The 22,091-nt window shown below is 63.8% G+C and carries 27 protein-coding genes; 18 read left to right on the top strand and 9 right to left on the bottom strand.

The genetic code is table 11. From position 1 onward, the window contains the following. Window positions 1-21 precede the first annotated feature (21 nt). Complete coding sequence (locus tag WN72_RS22695) at window positions 22-1,026, bottom strand: ABC transporter substrate-binding protein (protein ID WP_167381172.1); 1,005 nt, start codon at window positions 1,024-1,026, stop codon at window positions 22-24. A 100-nt stretch (window positions 1,027-1,126) separates the two neighbouring features. On the opposite strand from WN72_RS22695, the gene WN72_RS22690 reads away from it, so the two are divergent. From WN72_RS22690 to WN72_RS22665, 6 genes are all read left to right on the top strand, one after another. Continuing rightward, the gene (locus tag WN72_RS22690) at window positions 1,127-1,774 is read left to right on the top strand and encodes a TetR/AcrR family transcriptional regulator (protein WP_092220303.1); all 648 of its coding nucleotides are present in this window, start codon (window positions 1,127-1,129) and stop codon (window positions 1,772-1,774) included. Window positions 1,775-1,858: 84 nt separating this feature from the next. Next, on the top strand, window positions 1,859-2,629 hold the full coding sequence (locus WN72_RS22685) for an ABC transporter permease (protein WP_027557731.1): 771 nt from the start codon (window positions 1,859-1,861) through the stop codon (window positions 2,627-2,629). A 15-nt stretch (window positions 2,630-2,644) separates the two neighbouring features. Then, the gene (locus WN72_RS22680; RefSeq protein WP_092220300.1) at window positions 2,645-3,682 is read left to right on the top strand and encodes an NAD-dependent epimerase/dehydratase family protein; all 1,038 of its coding nucleotides are present in this window, start codon (window positions 2,645-2,647) and stop codon (window positions 3,680-3,682) included. Next, window positions 3,669-4,490 (top strand): GNAT family N-acetyltransferase, encoded by an 822-nt coding sequence (locus tag WN72_RS22675; RefSeq protein ID WP_092220298.1) that lies wholly within the window; start codon window positions 3,669-3,671, stop codon window positions 4,488-4,490. The genes WN72_RS22680 and WN72_RS22675 overlap by 14 nt, the downstream gene beginning before the upstream one ends. Window positions 4,491-4,495: 5 nt before the next feature. Next, window positions 4,496-5,551, top strand: coding sequence for a dihydrodipicolinate synthase family protein (locus WN72_RS22670; RefSeq protein WP_092220296.1), 1,056 nt, complete (start codon window positions 4,496-4,498; stop codon window positions 5,549-5,551). Then, window positions 5,539-6,318: an ABC transporter ATP-binding protein gene (locus WN72_RS22665; RefSeq protein ID WP_092220294.1), complete on the top strand. Its 780-nt coding sequence runs from the start codon at window positions 5,539-5,541 to the stop codon at window positions 6,316-6,318. The genes WN72_RS22670 and WN72_RS22665 overlap by 13 nt, the downstream gene beginning before the upstream one ends. Window positions 6,319-6,466: 148 nt before the next feature. On the opposite strand, the gene WN72_RS22660 is transcribed toward WN72_RS22665, so the two are convergent. Together WN72_RS22660 and WN72_RS22655 are read right to left on the bottom strand one after the other, a co-directional pair. After that, window positions 6,467-7,558: a TRAP transporter substrate-binding protein gene (locus tag WN72_RS22660; RefSeq protein WP_092220292.1), complete on the bottom strand. Its 1,092-nt coding sequence runs from the start codon at window positions 7,556-7,558 to the stop codon at window positions 6,467-6,469. Between the two features lie 192 nt (window positions 7,559-7,750). Next, window positions 7,751-8,299, bottom strand: coding sequence for a MarR family winged helix-turn-helix transcriptional regulator (locus tag WN72_RS22655; RefSeq protein ID WP_027557725.1), 549 nt, complete (start codon window positions 8,297-8,299; stop codon window positions 7,751-7,753). Window positions 8,300-8,732: 433 nt separating this feature from the next. Between WN72_RS22655 and WN72_RS22650 the strand changes: the two genes are divergently transcribed. After that, window positions 8,733-10,589, top strand: a complete 1,857-nt coding sequence (locus WN72_RS22650) for a tannase/feruloyl esterase family alpha/beta hydrolase (RefSeq protein ID WP_167381171.1) — start codon at window positions 8,733-8,735, stop codon at window positions 10,587-10,589. Window positions 10,590-10,716: 127 nt separating this feature from the next. Here the strand turns inward: WN72_RS22650 and WN72_RS22645 are convergent, their stop codons facing one another. Together WN72_RS22645 and WN72_RS22640 are read right to left on the bottom strand one after the other, a co-directional pair. Then, entirely contained in the window at window positions 10,717-10,974 is a 258-nt protein-coding gene (locus tag WN72_RS22645; protein ID WP_092220290.1) for a hypothetical protein, read from the bottom strand. Between the two features lie 64 nt (window positions 10,975-11,038). Next, on the bottom strand, window positions 11,039-11,989 hold the full coding sequence (locus WN72_RS22640; protein ID WP_092220311.1) for a DUF2778 domain-containing protein: 951 nt from the start codon (window positions 11,987-11,989) through the stop codon (window positions 11,039-11,041). 309 nt (window positions 11,990-12,298) lie between these two features. On the opposite strand from WN72_RS22640, the gene WN72_RS22635 reads away from it, so the two are divergent. Further along, window positions 12,299-13,711, top strand: coding sequence for a tyrosine-type recombinase/integrase (locus WN72_RS22635; protein WP_092220289.1), 1,413 nt, complete (start codon window positions 12,299-12,301; stop codon window positions 13,709-13,711). Between the two features lie 841 nt (window positions 13,712-14,552). Here the strand turns inward: WN72_RS22635 and WN72_RS22630 are convergent. Continuing rightward, entirely contained in the window at window positions 14,553-14,996 is a 444-nt protein-coding gene (locus WN72_RS22630) for a hypothetical protein (RefSeq protein WP_092220288.1), read from the bottom strand. A gap of 319 nt (window positions 14,997-15,315) precedes the next feature. Between WN72_RS22630 and WN72_RS22625 the strand changes: the two genes are divergently transcribed. The 4 genes from WN72_RS22625 to WN72_RS22610 all read left to right on the top strand — a co-directional run bounded on the left by WN72_RS22625 (window position 15,316) and on the right by WN72_RS22610 (window position 17,144). Continuing rightward, the gene (locus tag WN72_RS22625) at window positions 15,316-15,711 is read left to right on the top strand and encodes a helix-turn-helix domain-containing protein (RefSeq protein ID WP_092220286.1); all 396 of its coding nucleotides are present in this window, start codon (window positions 15,316-15,318) and stop codon (window positions 15,709-15,711) included. A 102-nt stretch (window positions 15,712-15,813) separates the two neighbouring features. Beyond that, entirely contained in the window at window positions 15,814-16,062 is a 249-nt protein-coding gene (locus WN72_RS22620) for a hypothetical protein (RefSeq protein ID WP_092220285.1), read from the top strand. A gap of 10 nt (window positions 16,063-16,072) precedes the next feature. After that, a complete protein-coding gene (locus tag WN72_RS22615) occupies window positions 16,073-16,339 on the top strand; it encodes a hypothetical protein (RefSeq protein ID WP_092220283.1) in 267 nt (88 codons plus the stop codon). Window positions 16,340-16,367: 28 nt separating this feature from the next. After that, a complete protein-coding gene (locus WN72_RS22610) occupies window positions 16,368-17,144 on the top strand; it encodes a hypothetical protein (RefSeq protein WP_092220282.1) in 777 nt (258 codons plus the stop codon). Window positions 17,145-17,679: 535 nt separating this feature from the next. On the opposite strand, the gene WN72_RS22605 is transcribed toward WN72_RS22610, so the two are convergent. Then, window positions 17,680-18,030: a hypothetical protein gene (locus tag WN72_RS22605; RefSeq protein ID WP_092220280.1), complete on the bottom strand. Its 351-nt coding sequence runs from the start codon at window positions 18,028-18,030 to the stop codon at window positions 17,680-17,682. Here WN72_RS22605 and WN72_RS47525 point away from each other — a divergent pair. From WN72_RS47525 to WN72_RS22590, 4 genes are all read left to right on the top strand, one after another. Beyond that, a complete protein-coding gene (locus tag WN72_RS47525) occupies window positions 18,017-18,145 on the top strand; it encodes a hypothetical protein (RefSeq protein WP_283807169.1) in 129 nt (42 codons plus the stop codon). The two genes, WN72_RS22605 and WN72_RS47525, sit on opposite strands and share 14 nt — an antisense overlap. 189 nt (window positions 18,146-18,334) lie before the next feature. Beyond that, entirely contained in the window at window positions 18,335-18,748 is a 414-nt protein-coding gene (locus tag WN72_RS22600; RefSeq protein WP_092220278.1) for a hypothetical protein, read from the top strand. 2 nt (window positions 18,749-18,750) lie between these two features. Further along, entirely contained in the window at window positions 18,751-19,029 is a 279-nt protein-coding gene (locus WN72_RS22595) for a hypothetical protein (protein ID WP_092220309.1), read from the top strand. A 356-nt stretch (window positions 19,030-19,385) separates the two neighbouring features. Next, window positions 19,386-19,622: a hypothetical protein gene (locus WN72_RS22590; protein ID WP_143130844.1), complete on the top strand. Its 237-nt coding sequence runs from the start codon at window positions 19,386-19,388 to the stop codon at window positions 19,620-19,622. Window positions 19,623-19,835: 213 nt separating this feature from the next. On the opposite strand, the gene WN72_RS22585 is transcribed toward WN72_RS22590, so the two are convergent. Next, on the bottom strand, window positions 19,836-20,015 hold the full coding sequence (locus WN72_RS22585) for a hypothetical protein (RefSeq protein ID WP_092220274.1): 180 nt from the start codon (window positions 20,013-20,015) through the stop codon (window positions 19,836-19,838). A gap of 499 nt (window positions 20,016-20,514) precedes the next feature. Here WN72_RS22585 and WN72_RS22580 point away from each other — a divergent pair, with 499 nt between their 5' ends. Next, a complete protein-coding gene (locus WN72_RS22580) occupies window positions 20,515-20,874 on the top strand; it encodes a hypothetical protein (RefSeq protein ID WP_194483033.1) in 360 nt (119 codons plus the stop codon). 75 nt (window positions 20,875-20,949) lie between these two features. Here WN72_RS22580 and WN72_RS22575 read toward each other — a convergent pair whose 3' ends face one another. Beyond that, window positions 20,950-21,231: a hypothetical protein gene (locus WN72_RS22575; protein WP_167381170.1), complete on the bottom strand. Its 282-nt coding sequence runs from the start codon at window positions 21,229-21,231 to the stop codon at window positions 20,950-20,952. Window positions 21,232-21,324: 93 nt separating this feature from the next. On the opposite strand from WN72_RS22575, the gene WN72_RS22570 reads away from it, so the two are divergent. After that, on the top strand, window positions 21,325-21,933 hold the full coding sequence (locus tag WN72_RS22570) for an ATP-dependent DNA ligase (RefSeq protein ID WP_347337502.1): 609 nt from the start codon (window positions 21,325-21,327) through the stop codon (window positions 21,931-21,933). Window positions 21,934-22,091 lie beyond the last annotated feature (158 nt).

The raw sequence follows: 22,091 nt of genomic DNA, 5'->3' as shown, positions 1-22,091 counted from the left end.
AGGCGCCGCTCGCGGCGCACCCTACTTCTTCACCTTGCTCGCATCCATCTTGATGGCGGGATCCAGCATCTTGGTCGAGAACGCCGTGGTCACGTCGAACGGCTTCTCCATGCCGAGATACGTCTGGACCAGCTCGTAGTCCTTCTTCATCCGCTCACCGTCGATCCAGCCGAGACCCTTGGTGGTGGTGAACTCGTCGGTCATCAGGAACTTGATGCGCTCCCACTGGCGCTCCTGGTTCTCCTTGTCGAGGCCGGAGACCTGGTCGAGCAGCGCCTTCAGGCACGGTGCCACATCCGCAACGCAGGCCGCGAAGGCCTTCTGCGAGATGCGCACGAACTCTTCGACGAGCTTGGGATTCTTCTGAAGATAGGCGCCGTTCACGATGAGCGAATTGCCGTACGGGTTGAGCCCGATGTCCTTCCAGTTGACGTAGCCGAGGTCCTGTCCGAACTCGATCACCTTCAGATCGTGCTCGTTGTAGAAGTCGCTGATGATGTCGACGGTGTGGCTCTTGAGCCCCGCGATCTTCGCGGTCGGGCCGATGTTCACGAAGCTCACGGAGTCAGGCGCGATGCCCGCGGCCTTCGCGAACGCCGGCCACATCACGCGCGAGGCATCGCCGGGCGGATTGCCGATCTTGTGGTTCGGAAAGTCCTTCACACCGTTCACGCCGTAGCTCTTCAGCCAGTAGAAGGTCTGCCCGGTGTTGGCGTAGATGCTCATCAGCGCGACGTCGTCGGCGCCCTTGCTCTTGGCGACCAGCATGGTGGCGAGATCGGCGATGCCGAAGGGCGAGCCGCCGGAGCCGACCTTGGCGGCGGAGACGCCGGAGCCCTTGCCGACCTCGATGGTGAGGTCGATGCCGGCCTTCTCGTACCATCCCTGCGCCTTGGCGTAATAGAACGGCGAATGGTCGGCCGTCGGCGTCCAGTTCAGGATCAGATTGACCGCCTCGCCCGCGCTGGCCGGCGCCGCCGGCAGACCAAGCACCAGCGCCACAACAGCCGCCTGCAAACGCTTCATCGCATCTCTCCCTGTGCCGGCGACCCGGCTTGTCGCTCTCCCCATGTGAGGATACCAATGCAACAAGGCCGCCCTCAACTTGTCAACTGTTTGGTTGGAAATGCCCGCAAAACGTTCAGGCGACACCGTGCCGCAGCGGCGCGACCCCGTCGCCACCCGCAACAAGCTGCTCACGGCGGCGCGCCTGGAGTTCGCCAAGCACGGCTTTGCCGGCGCCCGCGTCGACGAGATCGCCGAGCGCGCCGGCGTCAACAAGCAGCTGGTCTACCACTATTTCGGCGACAAGGACGCGCTCTATCTCGCCGTGCTTGAATGGGTTTACGCTGATATCCGCGAGCAGGAGCGCCAGCTCAATCTCGAAGGCCTGCCGCCGGAAAAGGCGATCCGGAAGCTGATCGAGGCCTCGTTCGATTACCTCGCCACCAACCCTGATTTCATCGTGCTGCTGAACGACGAGAACCGCGGCGGCGCCCGCCACGTCCGCGGCTCGACCCGGCTGGAGGCGATGCATTCGCCCCTCGTCGTCAGCGTCTCCCATATCCTCAACGAAGGCGTCCGCGCCGGCATGTTCCGCAAGGGGATCGATCCTGTCCAGCTCTACATCTCGATCGCAGCACTAGGCTATTTCTACCTGTCCAACACGCCGACGCTCTCGGCGATCTTCGGCAAGGATCTTTCGACCCGGACGGCGCGGCGCAACCGCCGCCGGCATGTGGTCGACCTCGTGCTGCATTCGCTCCGGCCATAATCAACCAACTGGTTGAAACTTCCTGCAAGGCCGGTTAGGCTTGAGATCAGCGGCGTCGTCGCTGCTAGCAACAGGGAGCAAATGGTGGCAGGAGACGCAGCCCGCACCTCGCGCAGCTTTGCGGTCATCCTGATCGTGCACCTCGCCGTGCTCGTGCTGTGGCAGGTCGCGGTCGATGCCTTCCACGTGCCGAAATTCATCCTGCCCTCCCCGCTCGCGACGATTCAGACGCTGGGCACCGCGAGCTATTCCTGGGGCGCCAACACGCTGGTCACCGCGATCGAGATCCTCGGCGGCTTCGCGCTCGGCGCTTTCGTCGGCGTCGCGCTCGCGGTGATCTTCAGCTGGGCGCCGCTCGTCAGCCTCGTGCTGCTGCCGCTGTTTGTGACCTTGAACATGATCCCGAAGGTCGCGCTCGGGCCGCTCTTCATCGTCTGGTTCTCCTACGGCATCGTGCCGAACATCCTGATCGCCTTCAGCATCTGCTTCTTTCCGATCCTGCTCACCACGGCGCGCGGCCTGCGCGAGGTCGAGCCTGACCTGCTCGACCTCGTCAAATCGCTGCGCGGCTCGCGCTGGACGCTATTCCGCAAGATCCAGCTGCCGGGATCGCTGCCTTACGTGTTCTCCGGCATGAAGGTCGGCGCCATCCTCGCGGTCGCCGGCGCCATCGTCGGCGAGTTCATCGCCTCCGAGCGCGGGCTCGGCTACCTCATGATCCAGGTGCAGTCCTCGCTCGACACGCCCGCGATGGTGATGGCCGTCGTGCTGCTGACCCTGCTCGGCGTCGCTCTCTACGGCCTGGTGCTCGCCCTCGAACGCATGTTCGTGGTCAGCGATGCCAGGCAAGCCTAACTGAAGGACCGCCCCATGCTTCTCACCCGCGAGAACCTGCCGAAGACCATTCCCGATATCGCGGCGCTCGACGACCTCCTGTGCCGGCCGACGCAGGCGCTGATCGACGATCTCAGGAAGGTCGAGGGCGACATCATGGTCCTCGGCGTCGGCGGCAAGATGGGCCCGACGCTGGCGGGGCTCGCCAAGGCCGCGGCCCCGGATCGGCGCGTCATCGGCGTCGCCCGCTTCAGCGAAGCCGGTGTGAAGGAGTGGCTGCACGCGCGCGGCGTCGAGACCATCAATTGCGATCTGATGGACGAGAAGGCCATTCAGGCCCTCCCCAAGGCGCCCAACATCATCTTCATGGCCGGCCGCAAGTTCGGCGCCGAGGGCGACCTGTCGCTGACCTGGGCGATGAACGCGCATGTGCCGGCGCTGGTCGCGCAGGCCTTCCCGTCGTCGCGGATCGTCGCGTTCTCGACCGGCTGCATCTATCCTTTCGTCCCTGTCGAGGGCAAAGGCTCGACCGAGGACATGGCGCCGAACCCGCCCGGCGAATACGCCCAATCCTGCGTCGGCCGCGAGCGCATGTTCGAATATTTTTCGCGCAAGTTTTCGACGCCCGGCCGGCTGTTCCGCCTCAACTACGCGATCGACATGCGCTACGGCGTGCTGCACGACATCGCCACCAAGGTGCTCAACGGCACCCCGATCGACGTCAGCCTCGGCCATGTCAATTTCATCTGGCAGGGCGATGCCTCCGCGCAGGCGCTGCGATGCCTTGCGCATTGCACGGCCCCGACCTCGCCGATCAATGTCAGCGGCCACGAGATCCTTGCCGTGCGCGATCTCGCCCAAAAGTTCGGCGCGCGCTTCGGCCGCACGCCGGTGCTGACGGGCAAGGAGGAGCCGACGGCGTGGCTCACCGACACGTCCAGGGCGGTCGAGCTGTTCGGCCTGCCCGTCGTCGACACCGAGCAGCTGATCGCCTGGACCGCGGACTGGGTGTCGCGCGCCATGCCGAGCCTCGGCAAGCCCACCAAATACGAGGTGCGCGATGGACGCTACTGACGCTCCGCCCATCCTCATGCTCGGCGTCGCCGACGCGATCGCCGGGCTCGCGCTGTCGACGGAGGCGCACTGGAACCAGACCGAAGAGGACTGGCGCATCTTCCTGCGCGACGGCATCGTGTTCGGCATTCGCGACGGCATGCGGCTGATCGCAACAGCGGCACTGCTGCCCTACTCCGGCAACAATGCCTGGATCAGCATGGTGCTGGTGTCGGCCACGCATCGCCGCCGCGGTCTCGCAACGCGCCTCGTCGATGCCTGCCTCCAGACGGCGCGCAAGAACGGCCTGACCAGCTGGCTCGACGCCACCCCCGACGGCGCCGCCGTCTACGGCCCGCTCGGCTTCACCCCGACACTGCAATTGCGCCGGCTGAAGTTGGTGAAGCCGGCGCAGGCCTCCGCGCCGGCGCCGTCAGCCGCCACGCTCGAGGCGCTTCGCGCGCGCGACCAGCGGGCCACCGGGTTCGACCGGACCGCGCTCCTCACCGCCTTTGCCCGACGCTCCGGCTCGCGCATCGTCACAGCGAATGGATGCATCGCGCTGGTCCGCGATGGCCGGACCGCGCGCCACATCGGCCCATTATTCGCTGACAATGCCGCGGACGCGCTGGCCCTTGTCCACGCGATCGCCCGCTCCGAGCCCCGCCCCCTCCTGATCGACGCCGTCGCCTCGCAAGCTGCGTTCCTGGAAGGACTGGCCGCATCTAGCTGGACCATCGAACGGCCGTTCCAGCGCATGCGCTTCGGCCCTGCCACATCAGCGGGCGACGAAATGCCATTCGCCGTCGCCGGCCCAGAATTCGGATAGACATCATGCACCACAGCCAGATCAACGCAGACGTCCGCAAGCTGATCGCCGAGGGCACCGTGCTGCCGGCGCATCCGCTCGCGCTCACCGCCGAGCGCCAGCTCGACAAGCAGCATCAGCGCGCGCTGACTCGCTATTACATCGACGCCGGCTCCGGAGGCCTCGCGGTCGGCGTGCACACGACGCAATTCGCGATTCGCGATGTCGGCCTGTACCGGCCGGTGCTGGAGCTTGCCGCCGAGACTGCCGCCAGCTGGACCAAGCGCCCGCTGGCGATGGTCGCGGGCCTTGCCGGCCCGACCACGCAGGCCGTCACGGAGGCCCGCACCGCCCTCGACATCGGCTATCACGCCGGCCTGCTCAGCCTCGCCGCGATGAAGGGCGCTTCCGAGGACGAGATCATCGCGCACTGCACGACGGTCGCAGCGGAAATCCCGCTGGTCGGCTTCTACCTCCAGCCCGCCGTCGGCGGCGTCATCCTGTCGAGCCGGTTCTGGCAGCGCTTTGCCGCGATCGACAATGTCATTGCGATCAAGATCGCGCCGTTCAACCGCTATCGCACGCTCGACGTGCTGCGCGGCGTCGCCGCCGCCGGCGCGCTCGATCGCGTCGCGCTCTACACCGGCAATGACGACCACATCCTGCTCGACCTGATGCTGCCGTTCGACCTGCGCGACAACGGCGTCACCACGCGCACCTATTTCAAAGGCGGCCTGCTCGGCCATTGGTCGGTCTGGACCGCGAGCGCGATCAAACAGTTCGAGCGCTGCAAGGCGGCGCGGCACAAGGACAGCGTGCCGGCCGACCTGCTCGCGCTCGATGCCCGCGTCACCGACTGCAACAGCGCCTTCTTCGATGTCGCCAACAATTTTCACGGCTGCATCGCCGGCTGCCACGAGATCCTGCGGCGCCAGGGCCTGATGCGGGGATTGTGGTGCCTCGATCCGAACGAGGGTCTCAGCCCCGGCCAGAAGGAGGAGATCGACCGCGTCACGCGCGAACACGCCGACCTCAGCGACGATGCTTTCGTTGCGGCAAACTTGAGCAAATGGCTGGCATGAGCTCCGAGGCCTTCATCAGCCTGCAAGGCGTCCGGAAAGTCTATCGGACCGGCGGCTCCGAGTTTTTGGCCGTGTCGGACGTCACCATGGACGTGCAGGAAGGTGAGCTGGTCTCGCTGGTCGGCCCCTCCGGCTGCGGCAAGACCACGGTGATGAAGATTCTGGCGGGCCTGCACAGCGCCGACGGCGGCACGGTGAAGATCGGCAATGCCAAAAGCCCGTTCGATCCGACCTGCGACATCGGCATGGTGTTCCAGCAGGCGCTGCTCCTCAAATGGCGCACGATCCTGGACAACGTGCTCCTGCCGGCCGAGATCGTGGGACTGCCGATGAAGGCCGCGCGCGAGCGGGCGCGCGATCTGCTCAACCTCGTCGGTCTTGCCGGCTATGAAGACAAATATCCGCAGCAGCTCTCCGGCGGCATGCAGCAGCGCACCGCGATTGCACGCGCGTTCATCCACGATCCCAAGCTGATCCTGATGGACGAGCCGTTCGGCGCGCTGGATGCGCTGACGCGCGAGCAGATGAACCTGGAGATGCTACGGATCTGGCGCGAGAGCGGCAAGACCATCATCTTCGTCACGCACTCGATCCAGGAAGCGGTGTTCCTGTCCTCGCACTGTGCGGTGCTGACCGCGGGCCCGGCGAAGATGGCTGATTACTTCCCGATCGACCTGCCCTTCCCGCGCGACCTGCCGCTGAAGACCACGGACGCCTTCGGCGCCTATGCGCGGCGCATCTACGCGAAGCTGGGATTGGGGGCGTAAGACGCCACACGATCAGTCCCGTAGGGTGGGCAAAGCGGAGCGTGCCCACCATTGTCAATGAAGCGAAAGAACGTGGGCACGGCGCAGTCGCGCCTTTGCCCACCCTACGAGAGCCGGGCGCGGCGTAAACGCCGCGCCCTCCTCACCATCAGCTCTTGTTACGCATCTTGCTGAGCAGATAGTTGTCGTAAAAATTCTCGGCGATCTGCGTGTAGAACAAGAGCTCCTTCATATACGCGTCGTGGCTCTCCTTGGTGCGCTTGAACAGGTCGCTCTTGGCGGCGAGCTCGTTCAGGTGCTCCTGGGTCGCGTTGTAGCAGGCTTCCAGCACCGGCTGCGGGAACGCCTTCAGCTCGGCGCCGTTGGCGATCAGCCGCTTCAAGGCCGCCGGATTCACGCTGTCGTACTTTTCGAGCATCCAGGCGCCCGCCGCCGAGGCGGCCTGGTTGACGATCGCCTGATAGTGCTTCGGCAGGCTCGCCCATTTCTCGTCGTTGACGATCATGTGCAGCATGGCGCCGCCTTCCCACCAGCCGGGGAAGTAATAGTACTTCGCGACCTTCTGGAAGCCGAGCTTCTCGTCGTCATAGGGGCCGACGAATTCGGCCGCATCGATCGAGCCCTTCTCCAGCGCCGCATAGACGTCGCCGCCGGCGAGCTGCTGCGGCACGATGCCGAGCCGCGCCAGCACATGGCCACCCATGCCGGCGATGCGGAATTTGAGGCCCTTCAGGTCGTCGACGGTCTTGATCTCCTTACGGAACCAGCCGCCCATCTGGGTGCCGGAATTGCCGCAGAGGATGGCGTGAGCCTTGAAGGGCTTGAGCGCCTCGTTGGTGAGATCGGCGCCGCCGCCGAAATACCACCAGGACTCCTGGTGGCGATGGTTCATGCCGAACGGCGCACCGGTGGCATAAGCCAGCGCCGGCTCCTTGCCGATGTAGAAATAGAGCGGCGTCTGCGCCATCTCGACCGAGGCGACGCTGACGGCGTCGAGCGCCTGCAGGCCCGGAACGAGCTCGCCGGCCGCAAAGGTCTGGATCTGGAATTTGTTGTCGGTGGCGTCGGCCACGTATTTCGCAAAGGTCTGCGCTGTGCCGTAGATGGTGTCGAGCGACTTCGGGAAGCTCGAGGTCAGGCGCCATTTGATCTCGGGCGAGCTCTGCGCAATCGCAGGTGCAGCAACCAGCGTCGTCGCACCGGCGACCGCGCCGCCCTTGAGAAATGTACGGCGTTTCATGATGAGCACTCTCCCTGAATCAAGGTTTGAAATGGATTGCCCTGGTCAGCCCAGGGCTACGGTCTTGGCGGACCGTTTGCCTGTTCCTGAGGCAGAGTTCAAGCCGCGAGAACGCATGGCGCGGTGGCCATCGGCTGCCAAAACAGCGCACCGAACCAAGGGCTTGCCGAGAACACCTCTGGCGTCCCTGGATCAGGTCTCCTGGAGGAAGACCGATAGCGCTCGCTGCAGTTCCTTGAACGCGCGCGGCCCGATCTTGGCGGCAAGGGCCCTCTCGCTTTCGGCGATCGCAGGCCGCAGGCGGCCCAAAAGCGCGGTCCCGGCCTGCGTCAGATACAGCACGTAATAGCGGCGGTTGATCGCCGAGGCCGAACGCTGCACGAGGCCCCGCCGCTCCAGATGATCCACGAGACGCCCGAGCCCGGCCCGCTCGATCGACAGCGATTGCGCGATGGCGAGCTGATTGACGCCCGGATTGGCCTCGATCACCGACAGCACGGAGAACTGCGCCGCGCTGATGTCGAACGCGGCGAGCCGCCGGCTGACATCCTTGAATACCCAGAGTTGGGCCCGCCGGATGCGATAGCCGAGCGAACGGGACAGATCGTCGGAGGCGAGCAGCCTCTGCCGGGCAGGCTTTGCGGCCGCTCCGGCGCGCGGCGCGGATCGCTTCGCAACAGGCGCCGGGCGTGGCGCGGCCTTGGAGGATCGCTTTCTGATGCCCGCCTTCTTCGGCTCCATCGACAATGATCTTTCGCAAGCCGGCGCAGCGGCTATCCGGGATTCGCCCGCCGAGTCTATCGCAGCCGGGCCAGATCGAGAAGCCGAGCGGGATCGCACTGCGTGAGCACAGCTTCTACGACAGGTTGCGCTGCGCACTCGCGCGCCGCGTCATGTTGACACGGCAACATCGCACGCCCTAGGATCGAAAAAGCCCGCCGTGACACGAGCGGGACCAAGGGGGATGACGTCCGTGCTTCCATCAGAGATGGGCGGCGAGCCGCGTGCGATCACGCATAGCGGCGCGATCGGCGCGCGCCTGCGCGTTGCTTGCAAATGCCGCCGCGTCACCTCTGCTTTGGCAACGACATCGTCAACGACACTGCCTGAACGAACGCGCCCGCATGGGGCGCGTCCGCTCGACCATCATTGTTGAAAACTGGGAGGGATTGACATGAAACGACGACTTCTCGCATCGACCATCATGGCCGGCTGCGCGGCGCTCGGCACGCAGGCCATTGCGCACGGATTCCCGCCGAGCGGCGTTGCGCCGCGCGCGTCCTGCACCGCCCTCACCGGCCTCACTTTGCCGAACACGCAGATCCTGAGCGCGACCCAGAAGACGGGTTATTGCAACGTGATCGGCATCATCAACAAGCGCGTCTCGACGCAGGATCCTGACCATTTCACCTACGGCATCGGCTTCGCACTCAACCTGCCCAACACCTGGCACGGGCGTTTCGAGATGATGGGCGGCGGCGGCACCGACGGCAGCCTCAATGGCGACCCGCAAGGCGCCGCCGGCGTCGAGGTCGGCCAGGGCTGGGCCGTCGCGGCCAATGACGGCGGCCACGAAGACAACGCCAATAATCCGGTCGGCGGCCATCAGGACGACGATGCCAATGCCGGCGGCTCCGCGCATTTCGCCATCGACGCGCAGGCGCGCCGAGACTACGGCTACAACGGCATCGAGAAGACCGCGACGATCTCCAAGCAGATCATCTCCTATTTCTACGGCCTCGATACCGCCTACTCCTACATCATGGGCTGCTCGAACGGCGGCCGTGACGCCATGATGGCCTCGCAGCGCTTCCCGTGGCTGTTCGACGGCGTGATCTCGCAAAATCCCGGCTTCAACCTGCCGCAGGCGGGCCTTGCCGAAGCCTGGAACGAGCAGGTGCTCGGCACGCTTTCAACCAGCAAGGACGTCAACGGCCAGCCGTTTATTCCCGACACCTTTCCCGCGCAGGATCTCCAGGTCGCCTCGGCTGCGATCCTGAGCGCCTGCGACGCGCTCGACGGATTGGTCGACGGCATCATCGACAATTATCACGCCTGCACAGCGAAGAAGGTGTACCCGGCGCTCGCCAGCTACACCTGCGGCTCGGGCTCGCACGGCAGCACGCCACATGGCGGCACCTGCCTCACCGGCGCGCAGGTCGACGCGCTGAAGAGGATCTACGCCGGACCGGTCAACTCGAGAGGACAGCGGCTCTATTCGAACTGGTTCTGGGATGCCGGCATCTGGACGCCGCCCAGCGCGCCCGGCGCGGGCTGGCAGCTCTGGAACGTCGTCACCGCACCGGTGCCGAACGTCAACACGGCGATCAACCTGACGCTCGGCGCCGGCGCGATCCCGATGATCTTCCAGACCCCGCCGGTCGTCACGCCCGTGAACGGGCCGAACGGCCAGGAAGCCTTCGTGTTCAAGTTCAACTTCGACACCGACGCGCCGAAGATCTTCACCAAGACGGCGGCCTACCCCGAGAGCAGCATGGACTTCATGGCCGCGACCTCGACCGACCTGCGTCCGTTCAGGGCACGCGGCGGCAAGCTGATCATCTCCTCCTCCGTCAATGACGGCATCTTCTCGGGTGCTGCGATCGCGCGCTGGTACCGCAACATGGACCGGCACATGAGCGGCCGTGCGACCGATTTCGCCCGGCTGTTCATGGTGCCGAACATGGCCCATTGCGGCGGCGGCGCCGCCACCGCGAGCTTCGCCACGAACCAGCTCAAGGCCCTCACCGACTGGGTCGAGAAGGACATCACGCCGGACCGCATCGTGGCGACCAACACCAACGCCACCTCGCCCTATCCGGCGGGCGGACTGTTCGATCCGCGCGTTGCCACGAACTTTCCGACCGGCGGCACCAGGCCGCTCTGCGTCTACCCGAAGATTGCGTCCTACAAGGGCAGCGGCATGACCAACGACGCCGGCAATTTTGCCTGTATCGACCCCGGCTTCGGGCACGGCGGCGACCACGACTTCCACGATGACGACGACGGACGCGGCGACGAGCGGCATTGAGGCGCCGTCTGTCCCCTCGTCCCTGGACGCAGCGCAGCGCTTCTTCAGCGGTGCGCTGCAGAGCCGGGACACGAGAGGGACGAATGCCCTCAACTCCACACTCGCAATGACGAAAGAGACGACCTGCTCAGAGCAGCTTCGCGCTCACGAACAGCGCGCGCACGGCGTTGGTCGCCTGCACCGCGAGCATGGCGTTGTCCGCGGCACCTTCGAGCGCCGCGACCGCGTCCTCGTGCAGCGCGCGGAATTCCATCCACTCGACGGATTTGAAGTTGGTGAGGAACTGATAGGCCTGGCCGACGGTCGCGATCGCCAGCGGGTCACCGTTCAGGCGGATCTTGAACGTCGTGCGCAGCGGGGTTTCGGACTTGGATGGATCACTCATGGGCTGCTTCTGGACGATGACGGCTTAACGAAGGGAAAACGGCAGCCCCGCCGTCCGGCGAATATCAGGAATCGGTGCTGGCGCGTTGTGAAGCCGTCGCCGATCCGCCCAGGCTCGGCACTACGACGAGGCGGTTGAACTCGCCATTGTCCCAGGCCTTGAGGAAGCGGTCATAGTCCTTGATCGAGACGCAGCCGTTGGAATCGCCGCGCGGTCCGAGCATGTAGCTGTGGGTGAGCAGGCCGACGCGCCCGAGCGCGCTGGTGCCGTCCGTCGGCGTCAGGCGCAGCGCACGGATGCCGTGGAACAGTTTTTCGCGCGGCTTCAGATCGTAGGTCGCCGGCGGGGTCGCGCCCACCATGCGCTGGTCGACATGGTCGGGGTCGTCCATCAGCGCGCCCATGCCCGAATGCGCTTCCAGCGCGACGCCGCTCGGCAGGTAGAGCGCCTTGGCCTTGATGTCGTAGACCGCGGTGCGCGAATCGTAGCCGAGGGCGGCGAGATCAGGCCCCTTGGCGAACAGTCCGTCGCCGGGCGTCAGCGAGGCCAGCTTGATCTTGGCGGTGAATTTTTCGAAGAAGCTGCGGTTATCGACCTTGGGACTGGTGTCGGCATAGGCCTGGCTGGAGGCGACCTGGGAGGCGAAATCGGCCTGCACCGGACGCGAGCGCGGCATCGGGACGGCGTCGGCGCGCTGCGCGGATCTCGGCTCCTCGACCGCATGCCGGTCGTCATCGGTCAGTGTCGAGCGCCACTCGTCGCCCTGGAGCTTCTCCGCGAGCATCGCCTTGGCATCGCGGAGCTTGAGCTGGACTGCATTCAGGGCGGACCGCTCGATCGTCCGCAAGCCGAGGTCGCGCGCCTGCGGATTGCCCGAGAGCGATGCGAAGCGGTCGTCAAACGAAGGGGTGTTGGCGGGCGGCAAGGAGGCGGTGACCAGCGGGGTCGAGTCGCCGATATCCGCAACCCAGGCGGCGGCACCGAGCGCCAGCGCGACGGCGGCCAGAGACAGCAGTATCGTCTCGGTCCGCCCAATACGGCGGCGCGACGTCAACAGCCTCTCGGCGCGTACGCGGTCGGAAACCATCAGATCCCCAAATCGACCCCCGGGGGACCCACCCCCACCCGGAGATTCTCTATACCAGCTACCACATTGGGAGCCACGCGTATGATGAAATTGTGGCTCGGTAAAGAAAAGATGGAAGCCCTTATAAACAAAGGGGTTTTCGGAAATACTCCGGTCCACATTTTCACCGCCTAGCCCCTCATTTCCGGTCATCCGGTTAGCCGGGGCTTCGCTCCAGCTACCGAATCTGAGGGGCAGATGCCGTACATCACCGACCTCCACCTCAAGGCTTCCGAGACCCGCCAGAACATCAGCGACTGCGCCACCAGGGGTCAGAAGGGCTTCGTGCTCCGCACCACCCCTAATGGCGTTTTCAGCTTCTACTACCAGTACCTGAACAAGAAGCGCCTGCATCCAGAGACCGGCAAGCCGGTTCGCGAGTGGCACCTGATCGGTGAATATCCGGCGTGGACGATCCCGCGCGCCCGCGCCGAAGCCACTACCCTCGCCGGGCTGGTCGCCAGCGGCAAAAGCATCACCGCTGAGCGCAGGCAGGCCTCGGTGCTGGCCCGCGCCACCGGCCGCACCTTCCAGCAGATGCATGACGCCTATCTGGCCTATTGCGAGGAGCCGGTGCTGCGGCGCTGGGGGACGGTGCCGCGCAAGGAGAGCCACGACAACATCCGCTCGATGCTGAGCCGCCCGCTGGCATGGTGGGGTAACCGCGTCGCCAGCGAGATTACTGGTCAGGAGATCATGGAGCTGTACCGCAGCTACCTCAAGGAGCGGCACCCGGCCCAAGCCAATGGCGTCCTGCAAACCCTGCGCACCATGTTCATCTGGGCCATGCATCCCGACCGCGCCTATGTGACGGTCAGCCCGGTCCCGACCCTGAAGGGCGACGACCGGGCGACGGAGGTTGCTGAGATCGAGGACGGCCTCGTCCTCACCGCCGACCAATTGCGCCGGTTCTGGTTCGGTCTCGATGACCCCAAGTGCCCCGGCCAGCCGCTCACCAAGCTGGTGCTGAAGTTGTCGCTGGTGACCCTGCTGCGCACTGGCGAATGCTGTGCGATCCCGCGCACCGGGATCGGACCCGACACCGTGACGATCCCGCTGGCTGTCACCAAGGGGCGCCGCTCGCCCAAGGCGCGTGACCTCGTGCAGCCGCTGAACAGTCTGGCGCGCGAAATCCTCGGTCAGGCATTTTCGATTGGCGACCCGATGCGGGACTATGCGTTTCCGAAGGCGCTCGGCGGCCGGAAGTCGAAGAAGCCTGCCGTGGCCAGCAAGCGCTACATGCCGCAAAGATCGCTCAACATCATGACGCGCCGCGCAGACGACACGCGCACCCAGATGGGGATCAATCAGTATCTCGGCCTGCCCGCAGAATTGACACCGCACGATCTGCGCCGCACCGGGGCCTGCATCCTTGAGCAGTTGGGTTACACAGACGCCGAGATCGGCAGGGTGATGACGCACAAGACGAAGGACAAGGACGCCGCCCCCGTCACGCGCAAGCACTATCTCGTCCCGGTCAAGATCATTGAGCGCGAGATTGTCGATCCACGCGTCAAGGCGCTCGATGACCTCGACGACGCGCTGCGCGAAATCCTCGGTCTGCCGCGCGAGAAAATGCTGCCAGCGCCACTCAAGCAAGTTGCCGCCTGAAACGAAAGCGGCCCGACACCGAGCTGGACCTCAGCGCCGGTGACAACGCGATCCGCTACATGCAGGAGATCGAAGCGCAGAACTGACAAAGGGCCCGCTCACAAAGGCGGGCCCTGTTTTCATCTCGACGACGGCCCCGGCCAACGCAGGGACAATGCTGCTGAAGGAGGGTGCCGGGGCCGCGACGCGAGGTGCTTGGGTTGCAGCCAAGCAAGATCACGCTACTCCCAGATCGAAGAGCCGCTCTGTTCACTTGTGCACTGTCCCCCGAAGGAACGCGCGACGCGATTCACCTAGGTTAGAACCGGGACAGCAAAGCGTCGGGAGTTCGGTGCGGCCTTCGACATTGAAGTGCGCTCGCGTTCTCCCGCATCAGGCTTCATGCTGGACATCGCAAGGCACTGGAACGGCCCCGGCCGTGCTCGCGGTTGAGGGTTTGAGGCCAGGGCCGCCAACTTGGCCGCAATGCCGATGAGCCAAGTAGCTCGAAGCCTACTGGACCTGCGCGCCGTTCCTCTGTTCGGTTGAGCACCTTGTCGAAGGAAAATCACCAACCGAACCGCGACCACAAGCTCACGAACAGCACGAACAAGGCGAGCCAGAACAGGATGCCGACCGTGCGGCGGGCTCGGTAGGCGGCCCCGGCGGTTGGTGCACATGTTGCATGGCTGTCATGCGGCGTGCTGCATCCGAGCGGCGACGACTTCGCGGTGCTGCGTCTCGTCCTGCTGTCGCTGCTGCCGCAGCTCGGCGGCATCCTGCTGATGGTGAGCCGACGCTGATTGCATGGATGCGATCCATACAATCCCGAAACAGAAAGCCCGCCGGTTCGGCGGGCTTTTCATTTCGTCTTCGGCCTCCACTTCTTTAGTAGCTGCTGCCGCAACTCCTCGGGCAGCACCAGCTGCAGCGCTTCCGCCGCCACGAGGATCGCGCCCGGCACCTTGTCTGCGCTGTTGGGCGCAAGCTCGCGCAGCCAGTCCATATTCGCGGTGAAGCCGCCATCCTCGCTCTCCTTGATGGAGCCGAAGCTGACCAACTCTTGAACTGCGCGCCGCACGCTGGAGCGCGGCATATTGAGACGGCGCGAGAGGCCGATAAGCGTGGAGCGCTCGCCGTCCGCATCGTTGGTGCGGATCGCGGCTCCCACCAGAAACATGTTGGCAGATGCACCGAGATGCTTGCGGCCATAGACCTCTTGCATCGTGCAGAAGCAGTCCAGCAGCATGCGCGCGGCAATTTCGGAAACCTCGCGTCGCTGCTGCAGCGGCAGTGGCTGGATCATTTTCAACCAATCCTTTCAGTGTCTTTTCAGGCGCATTTATTTCTCCCTCCCCTGGCCGTTTTGGCCATGTCCGTTTTGGACATGGTCTTTGGTGCAACCTTCGGGTCATGCAGCGATTTTGTGCGCTTGCCTGTGCAACAGCAGCACACGTTCCACAATTCGGGCGTAATTTGTTCGCCTTCTTGCATCCGTAAAAACTACTCGCCGGACTAACGTAAGTTAAGAACGGCGAGCAATTTAAAAAACGGCAATCAACGAAACGTCAGCGCCCCGCGCTGCGCTCCGCGAGGGCCGGAAAGACTGCGCCTACAAGAAGAAAATGAAATTTGGAGTGATTGACGTGGCGAAGAAGACAATGAAGCGGCAAGCACGCGCCGCCAATGACATGGACGGCGAGATCGGTCGGCGCATTCGATTGATTCGGGTCCAGCGCAGCCTCTCCCAGGAAGCGCTCGGCGAGGTTCTCGGCGTCAGCTTCCAGCAGGTGCAGAAATACGAGAAGGGCGTGAACCGCGTCTCCGCGAGCCGCCTCGCCGACATCGCAGGCCGCCTCTCCACGTCGCCGCATCATTTGATGGGCTGGCAGGACAAGCAGAGCTTCGATGGGATCGACATCGACACCTACAAGCTCGCCAAAGAATTCCAGCAGCTGAGCTTTGCTCATGTCCGTGTGGTTCGCCACCTGATTGCCGGGCTGATTGCTGCCGGAAACTAGAGCAACCAGCTCCATCGTGAACAGCGTGCATAAGCCGAAACACCGCGCGACCTGCCGCTGTCGGTGCGCCACCCTCGTGCATCGTTACACTGGAGTGCCATCGTGCCTGACATCGATATCAAAGCGCTCGACAAGGCGATCATCGAGAGCCTGCTGCGCATGGGTATGAAACATTGCCATTTCACCGTCGTGATCGAGGATCACGACGGCCGCACCACCGCCATCGGCACCAACAACACGCAGCCGGGCGGCCCGGAAAACATGCTCGTGCATGCCCTGATCGTGATGGCGACGCACGACAGCATGCGCCCCGACATCGACGAGATCGGACCCGTCAAAGGATCAGCCTGAAGGAAAATCAATGAGCGATCACACCCTGGGCGATGCGCCCATCCAGCCCAAATATCGCGAGCAGATGAACCACCTCGCACGTCTGCTCGATGGTTACTTCAATGGCGACGCGAAGGGCCACGCCCGCGAGGTCGGGTTCGTCATGATGATTTTCGATTTCAATGAACAGGGGCGCTGCAACTACATCTCCAACGCCAACCGCGGCGACGTCGTCACGCTGCTGAAGGAGCAGCTCAAGCGGTTCGAAGGTCAGCCCGAGCAGCAGGGCAACTCATAAAAACAATCGACGGGACCGAGGAAACAACATGGCCTACCACAACGAGTTGACCGAGATCGCGCTGAACGAGCTGAAAGCGCACGGCATCAAGGGGCACTTACGCGATACCAACGGCGGCCACATCGAGATCACATGGCAGGTGGTGCCGGAAAAGCAGGTCCGAACCATCATCGTCGCCAAGACGACGAGCGACTGGCGCTCACGCATGAACACGCGCGCCGATGTGCGCAGGCTGCTCCGCGCCGACAACGTCACGCTGAAGATGCAGCATGAGAAGAAGCCGCAGAAAGTCCAGCAGTTCGACAAGGCGCTGGCGCTGCCGCAGCCGGAGACCCTGTCGGTCCCAGACCAACTCAAGGCTCTGCGCGCCGAGGTCGGCGACCTCACCGCGCTTGTGCTGCGGCTCACCAAGATTTCCGCCACCGTACGCGACACCGTCGCGGTTCACGTCCCCAGGCCGGAGGCGATAGTGCCGCCGCCGCCATCGTCGCGCAGCGTCAAGCTGGTGGAGTACCTGTCGGAGGATCGATGGGTGACGATAGACACACTGCCGCGCGACACCGGGCTGAAGCCGGAGCAGATCAAGCTCAAGCTGCAGTATCTAAAGCAACATGATCTGGTCGAGGTCTACCGTGGACAGGTGCGGTTGAAGCCGCCGAAGCCAAAGCCCGAGAAGAAGATCCATTGGAAGACCGCGCAAAAGGCCGCCAGGGTGGCTGCAGAGGAGGCCGCGGCCAAGAAGGACGCAGCACCACGCCGCCGCGGGCGGCCGCCCCTCGTGCGAAGCGCGAGCCAAGCGGCGTAGAGATTGCTCCGCGTCGTAATCGATGCGGAGTGATCGGCCGGGACCACGCCCCCCCAAGCCTCCCGTGGTCCCGGTTAGTCTACTAGCTTGAGAAACAATCAGCAGAGCGCAGTTGGCAGCAATCACGACCACCTTGGTGGCGCCGAGACAGGGCAGCGCCTGACACACCCAGAGCGAGCCGCGGTCTTAGCGGCAGCAACACGCAAACCGGGAAGCGAACATGCACACGAAGGATAAGCTGGCCAGCGCACTGCGCGAGCGACACAAGGCGGCGATTCGCAGTAGCTTGCCGCGTTCCGGCCTCTTCACTCTTGTTGTTCCACTCCGCTCTCTCGGACCAGACGAGCAACTCGGCGCGGGCCGTCCCACACCTCAACGGTAGGGTGGGCTTCTAAGAATTTCTCGCATCGAGCTTGGGCGTCTTTGTCCGTTGGGCAATCGATTTCATAGACTGCACGGACAACGTCTCCTGCATCGACCGCGTACGCAACATATCGCATCGCAGTTCTCAGATTAACGAGAACTGCTATACGATTCATTCGCCGCTTGATCGTTCCTGCGGCTGCGTCTGAGTGTGCTCGTCCTCGACGGCGCGAAGCAGAGCGGCAAGGCTGGAATATTCCACGCCATCGCGGGTGTAGCGGTTGACGCGCTCGACATAGCGGGCCGTTCCGGCCGGCCTGCCGCGCCAGCTGAACAGCAACACGGCGCTATTATGTTGGCGCAGAACGTGGCCGGCGCCATTACCGAAATACTTGCTCATGGCATGGCGCTTCATGGCCGCGCCTCCAGCTTCGCCTAACTCGTCCATTCCCGGATGAGCGTTCCAGAGGGGAACGTTGCTATTGTAGGCGAGGAGAAATCCGGCGAGGGTGAACAGCTTCACACTTCTCGGTTTTCAGGCAATCGGCTACTACCACGACTTCCTGTCGCCGCTCGATCCAAATATTTCGTTTGCCATTTGCCATATCGCCAGCGACCCGGCGCCGGATGCATGGTGAGCTTGGGCTGGTGGACGACGGCCTCAACTTAGCCTGCCAGCGAGTTGGGGCCGCCCTTTTGCCGGGCGCCGTGTCCATCATTCCTCGATCAAGAATTTCGACTTTGATGCGCTTCTTGGGCTCGCCAGGGGTCTCAAACCCAATAGCTAGTGGCTTGCCTCCGCGTCGTTCCGGCGGAATCAATCCGCCATGAGCACCAAGTCGCGCGAATACCTGTTCGGGACCACGATCCGCGTTCTGGCCGAACGCGCGCGCGACGCCCGCAAGGACGCCGACATCCTCGCCTGCCAGGCCTGGAATGCCCGCATGCTCGGTTTTCGCGGCCCTGCTCAGCCATCCCCGACGCTCGGTGATGCCCTCAACGCCGGCTATCGCTATCTTGAGGTGAAGTGCCTCGGCTGCGACACCCACCAAACGGTCGCGCTGGACATTGTCAGGCGCGCCAAGACCACCCCCATCCACGAGCTGGAGCGTTACATGCGTTGCCGGCAGTGCTCCGAGCGCCAAGGACGGCCGTTCAAGCGCAGCCATTTGGTGGCCTTGCGGACCACCAAAATCTCAGCCACTAACCCGCCATCTATCTGGTGGCCGGGGGAGCGCTGACGCTGAAACTGACCGATGAGCGTGCCTTCACCGACCCGGAAAGCGCGGCGCGCAAGCTGATCGAGATCGCTAGGGGTATCGAGGCCGTCCAGGACGGCCGCATCCACATTGAAAAGATCAATGCGCCGTTTCTCTACACACTAAAGGCTAGCGGGCCCGAGTTCGGCGCCGCCATCGAGTTCGCCATCGAAAAGGGCTGGCTCGAATTGCACGAGAGCGGAACCTATGTGCGCCTGAGGGTGGAGAGCCAAGATGATCTGCGCCTGCAAAGCAGCGACTGACCGATTAAGCTGCGAAACGGGTCGCCTACATGCTCATCGAAATAATGGCTATGAGGCCGGCGGCAGCCGAGCCCCACACAAGGGCATGCAACATCCATGGTCGCATTTCCGCCTCCCATCGGTACGGGAGAATGCGGACTGATGGCGTGCGCTGCTTGAGATAGATCAAAGGCTGAAGAGTAGCGCCGTTGAGACGACAACGGTGAATACCCCCGCGCCAATAGCAAGCACACGTATAAGTAGCTCATTGGTCATTCCTCAGATTACCACGACCGAATTAAACCGCATGTGCAGTCTGTGCCTGCGGCGCAAGTTCGACGCATGGAACCTATCCTAACCTATGTTAGTTATTGGGCATGGCCGATGCTCTCGATGCCGATGAAAAGCTGTTCGCCCGAGCTGCCGCAGCCATCGCCGCAGCTGAGCGGCTCTGCGCGCAAAATCTAGTGTGGCGAACCGAAATCAGCGTCCGATTGAAACGGATGCATGCCAGAGCATCGTTTCAGCCGAAGAGCCAGAAGCTTCTTTCGCCGCTGGATTTTCCTGAAAAGCCTCGGTCCTATCGCCCATTCCCGGGCAAGTACGACGATTAGATTCCATCCGAACCATCTGGACCGCCGCCTGGACCCTGGCGGCAGTGATCTTGGCTTCCAGCAGGCTTTTGCGCACTTGGGTCCTGGTCACCAAGTTCTCGTAAATGGCCCGCTCGGCCCGGCGAATTAGGGGATCTTCGTCCATGAGAAGCGGAACGCCGACGCTACGACTTCGTTCCTAGCCAAGACGTGGATGGGGCAAAGGCACGACTTCTAATCGCGTGTCGCTTCCATCGGAAATGGCTCTTGCGTCTTGCGGCCGAGAAACGTGTCCGGCATCGGCAGCTTGAGCACTTCAGCGGCGTCGGCCAGCAGTTCGCGCATACGGGCGTTCTGCTCTGCAATCTCGGAAGACAAATCGCGCGCGTGCGAAATGTTGGGATGTTGGGCCATGTTGGCGCTCCCTCGCTGTGCAGGCGGGAGCACTCTCGGTCTCTCAGCCACCGACGCCTACGGGCAGAGCCTCGGCCGGTGATGCAGGCCCTATAGCCGCCAGCGGATTTGGTTCCAATAACGAAACTAGAATGCGGGCGGCGGAATGGACAGCACCCCATCCGCATCATCACGGTTGGGGCCTCTTTCGTGATCGGCCGCAGGCGCTGCTCTGGTTCAGCTCCTGCGGCCGGTGCCGTGCCTTTCCGCACGATCGGCACGGCCCCCTTCCCTAGCACGAGACTCTTCGGGCGAGGAAATCAGCGCGAGGAACAGCGCATTTCAGGCGGAGTTGCAGTCGGCCGGCTCGCCGCCGAGCCGGCGGAGCGGCCCCGGCCATACCCCCCGTCCCTGCCGAGCCGGGGCCGTCTCTCTGCCCTTCCTCCAGTGCATGCGGGTCCGATTCGCCTTCTGCCAAGGCGGTGCCTATCTGAGACTCAGGTCTCTGGAGTTCTTGCGTATGGCCTCGCCGTCAATCTTCCCGAATGATCGACTCGACAAAGATTTCTATTTGGTCCTGGAGGAGTTCCGGGACGGCGCAGCGTTTCGCGAGACTGACGAAGGCGTCACCTACTCCACGTTGATCGGAGACATGCTCACCGGGCAATACGATCAGGTCCTTCGCATCGTCGCGTTCAATCCGGTCGAGGGGTGGTCGCGGGACGTTTCAGAGGATATTGCGCGCGAACTCAACCGCCGCATCGCCGCCGAAGGCCACGAGATCTCCGATGCCTTGAGAGACTTCGTCGAGAGCCAGCTCGGCCGCGGGATTGGCATCCAGTTGGCGCTCCCGCTGCGGATGGCGAGCTATGCCTCGTGAAGGCAAGCCGCAAGGCAGCTGGGGCCGCAACGCGAGAGCGATCACTTTATCCGCTGCATGATCTGCGGCGAGTTGTTAGACATGCGGGACCTTGGCGAGGTGTTTGAACATCTGCGTGGGCAGCCGGTCGAGGAAGCGCCGACACAGCATTGAAGGGAAGTCCGAGATGACTTGCGCGCGCTGCGACGGCACGCATTGGGTCTGCGAAAACCACCCCGAGCGCCCGTGGGAAGGGCCGAAGGCCTGCGGCTGCGGCGGTGCGGGTGCCCCCTGCCCCGTCTGCAACAGGGTCGGCCCCGACGAGATGCCATTGCTGCCAGACGGGTTCGAGACCAGCTTCACGACCACCGACGCCATACGTCCATTTCTTCGCAAGCCAACTAAACACTAGCCGCCTCTGAGCTATCGAGATCGATTTTTTTGACGATGCGTAAAACGTTTGAGTTTTGCTTGCCGACGGCCGCCAAAGCCGTCCCTGACGGCCCCGACTGGATTCACGAAGTCAAATACGACGGCTACCGCCTGATGGTGGTGCGGGAGAACGACCGCGTGCGCCTGCTCACCCGGAACGGTCACGACTGGACCAAACGCTACCCGCTGATCGTCGAGGCGGCGCTGAAGAACCGGCAAAAGCGTTTTGTGATCGACGGCGAAGCGGTGGTGCTGACCATGACCGGCATCCCCGACTGGGACGCGCTGCACTCGCGCAAGCACGATGACGAGGTTCAGCTCTACGCCTTCGATATTCTCGCCGGGGATGGCGACGACTATCGCCGCCTGCCGCTGAAATTGCGCAAGCCGCACCTCGCGCGGCTGCTGGCGCGCCGCCCCGAGGGCATCTTCGCTGCACCGTACGAGCAGGGCGAGATTGGCGCCGACCTGTTCCGGCATGCCTGCCTTCATGGATTGGAGGGCTTGGTGTCCAAGCACAGTGACCGCGTGTATCGCCGCGGTCGCTGCGACCATTGGATCAAGGTGAAGAACCGCAAGCACCCGGCCTTCGGTCGCGTGCTGGACACGTTCGGGGACACCAAAGAGTCGCGCTCCAAAAGCCGTTGACCGCAGTCCGTCTCTGTTCATCTTGCGTCGCGGCTTGTCGAGGAGACTCCGGTTGCTGCTCAGCATACTCCTTGGCGACGCGAAGAGCTTCCTCCGTGCGCCTTGTCTCCCGCTCTTCACCTTCTGATGTCGGAGACTTGACCATCCCCGAAATACCG

Source organism: Bradyrhizobium arachidis (assembly GCF_015291705.1).
Lineage (GTDB): Bacteria > Pseudomonadota > Alphaproteobacteria > Rhizobiales > Xanthobacteraceae > Bradyrhizobium > Bradyrhizobium arachidis.
The sequence above is the reverse complement of the archived record's forward strand: the minus strand, read 5'-3'. Positions and strand labels throughout refer to the sequence as shown.

What these genes read in the sequence shown, in the direction of transcription:
- WN72_RS22695 (WP_167381172.1), bottom strand. Translation starts at nt 1,026, where the DNA reads ATGAAGCGTTTGCAGGCGGCTGTTGTGGCGCTGGTGCTTGGTCTGCCG.
- WN72_RS22690 (WP_092220303.1), top strand. Translation starts at nt 1,127, where the DNA reads ATGCCCGCAAAACGTTCAGGCGACACCGTGCCGCAGCGGCGCGACCCC.
- WN72_RS22680 (WP_092220300.1), top strand. Translation starts at nt 2,645, where the DNA reads ATGCTTCTCACCCGCGAGAACCTGCCGAAGACCATTCCCGATATCGCG.
- WN72_RS22675 (WP_092220298.1), top strand. Translation starts at nt 3,669, where the DNA reads ATGGACGCTACTGACGCTCCGCCCATCCTCATGCTCGGCGTCGCCGAC.
- WN72_RS22670 (WP_092220296.1), top strand. Translation starts at nt 4,496, where the DNA reads ATGCACCACAGCCAGATCAACGCAGACGTCCGCAAGCTGATCGCCGAG.
- WN72_RS22665 (WP_092220294.1), top strand. Translation starts at nt 5,539, where the DNA reads ATGGCTGGCATGAGCTCCGAGGCCTTCATCAGCCTGCAAGGCGTCCGG.
- WN72_RS22660 (WP_092220292.1), bottom strand. Translation starts at nt 7,558, where the DNA reads ATGAAACGCCGTACATTTCTCAAGGGCGGCGCGGTCGCCGGTGCGACG.
- WN72_RS22655 (WP_027557725.1), bottom strand. Translation starts at nt 8,299, where the DNA reads ATGGAGCCGAAGAAGGCGGGCATCAGAAAGCGATCCTCCAAGGCCGCG.
- WN72_RS22650 (WP_167381171.1), top strand. Translation starts at nt 8,733, where the DNA reads ATGAAACGACGACTTCTCGCATCGACCATCATGGCCGGCTGCGCGGCG.
- WN72_RS22645 (WP_092220290.1), bottom strand. Translation starts at nt 10,974, where the DNA reads ATGAGTGATCCATCCAAGTCCGAAACCCCGCTGCGCACGACGTTCAAG.
- WN72_RS22635 (WP_092220289.1), top strand. Translation starts at nt 12,299, where the DNA reads ATGCCGTACATCACCGACCTCCACCTCAAGGCTTCCGAGACCCGCCAG.
- WN72_RS22630 (WP_092220288.1), bottom strand. Translation starts at nt 14,996, where the DNA reads ATGATCCAGCCACTGCCGCTGCAGCAGCGACGCGAGGTTTCCGAAATT.
- WN72_RS22625 (WP_092220286.1), top strand. Translation starts at nt 15,316, where the DNA reads ATGAAATTTGGAGTGATTGACGTGGCGAAGAAGACAATGAAGCGGCAA.
- WN72_RS22615 (WP_092220283.1), top strand. Translation starts at nt 16,073, where the DNA reads ATGAGCGATCACACCCTGGGCGATGCGCCCATCCAGCCCAAATATCGC.
- WN72_RS22610 (WP_092220282.1), top strand. Translation starts at nt 16,368, where the DNA reads ATGGCCTACCACAACGAGTTGACCGAGATCGCGCTGAACGAGCTGAAA.
- WN72_RS22600 (WP_092220278.1), top strand. Translation starts at nt 18,335, where the DNA reads ATGAGCACCAAGTCGCGCGAATACCTGTTCGGGACCACGATCCGCGTT.
- WN72_RS22590 (WP_143130844.1), top strand. Translation starts at nt 19,386, where the DNA reads ATGGCCGATGCTCTCGATGCCGATGAAAAGCTGTTCGCCCGAGCTGCC.
- WN72_RS22585 (WP_092220274.1), bottom strand. Translation starts at nt 20,015, where the DNA reads ATGGCCCAACATCCCAACATTTCGCACGCGCGCGATTTGTCTTCCGAG.
- WN72_RS22580 (WP_194483033.1), top strand. Translation starts at nt 20,515, where the DNA reads ATGGCCTCGCCGTCAATCTTCCCGAATGATCGACTCGACAAAGATTTC.
- WN72_RS22575 (WP_167381170.1), bottom strand. Translation starts at nt 21,231, where the DNA reads ATGGCGTCGGTGGTCGTGAAGCTGGTCTCGAACCCGTCTGGCAGCAAT.